Source organism: Shewanella sp. YLB-07 (assembly GCF_009377275.1).
In genome coordinates this window covers 1-1,325 of record NZ_VOQB01000038.1, presented here as the reverse complement: position 1 = coordinate 1,325, position 1,325 = coordinate 1, and the positions used below count along the sequence as shown (strand labels likewise).

Below are 1,325 nucleotides of genomic sequence, written 5' to 3'. Positions count from 1 at the left end.
AGGGCGCTGGGGGATCCCCTCATAATTGAGGCATCCCAGCACAGTGAATTTTCTTAATATATTCAATCATTGCCCAGTGTAAATGTTGCTCTGTGATCTTGTAGTTTTTCCGCTTTCTAACTTCCTTCCCCAGCCTTACGACCGATAGTACAGGCCTATGTCGGATAGTATTCGCTTGGAAATGACGTTGCCAGCCTAGGTGATTAGCGATGATACCGATGAGCCAAAGTACAATTTCAGCCAACATAGCGATAAGTAATAGAACATCTAATCGTCTAGGGCATCGACTCTTGCAGTGCCTAAGCCCCATGCCATATTGAGGACTTTTCAAGTCCCGAAATGTTTCTTCTATCTGCATGCGCTTGGCATATAACTGAGTAACTTTAGCGGCGGTAAATGTTTCAGGTGGCAAGTTAGTTGCCAGTAACCAAGGCTCTTTACTGCCAGTACGATAGCTTTTCTGGGCTGTATGATTACGGCCTGCTTTTGATGAACGACGGTCTTTTCGATGTTTCGGCTTCTCCTTGTACAGATGGATATGGCAGCTTAACGGGCTTTTCTTAGCGAGATAGACGGCACCTATATACTTGGCTTTATTGTTTGCGGCTTGATAAAGCGATTTATTTGATTGCCACACGCCCTGACCATGGTGCTGGAACCTCACATCGCCACGAACTCGACCGAGCCAGAACCAGCCGTGACTAGCGACTTGTTGGAACCAGGTATTTCGATAACCCGCATCAGTAACAATCAAAGGACAAGAATTTTTAGGGAGAATTTGAGCAAGCTCAGCTAAGAATACATTGTGACTTCGAGGGGCGTTATAGTCTTCAAATAGAAAGGTGCGTTCATAAAGTGTCACAGAGCGCCCTTGAACAGAGACGGAGGCTCTGAGTGTCATCAAGCGAAGTTTTTCCCGTACATCAGCCCAGTCAACTAGCACGATAGGCATAGGATTCGCGCCGCATAGATGCATTGCATGCCAGCGATAAATATCGAGTCTATCAGTTCTAAGGTGCGGATTTCCCAATAGCCTATCGATACGTTTGATGCTGTGTTTAGCCCTCACTTTACCTTGAATGTTGCGGCCTAACTGAGTCAGTGATAGTTGATTACCATCGAGTAGGGACTCAGTTGCAACCATAAGAGAATTAAGGCGTTTCTTATGTATTCGAGGGCATTGATCTGCGAGTGACTCATGTAGTATCTTAATATCGCGCATGGTGTTGTTATCTGGTTTGTTTTTGGCGAAATTGATTAGATCAAATTGCACCATGTGTGTCTAGCTTTTGAAAACAAAAGAAATTATCTGGGGATTCCCTAGA

1 protein-coding gene is annotated in these 1,325 nt (G+C 44.8%); it reads right to left on the bottom strand.

Annotated elements, in window-relative coordinates; genetic code table 11:
* Positions 1 to 19: 19 nt before the first annotated feature.
* A complete protein-coding gene (locus FS373_RS31355; protein WP_152831554.1) occupies positions 20 to 1,222 on the bottom strand; it encodes an IS4 family transposase in 1,203 nt (400 codons plus the stop codon).
* Positions 1,223 to 1,325 lie beyond the last annotated feature (103 nt).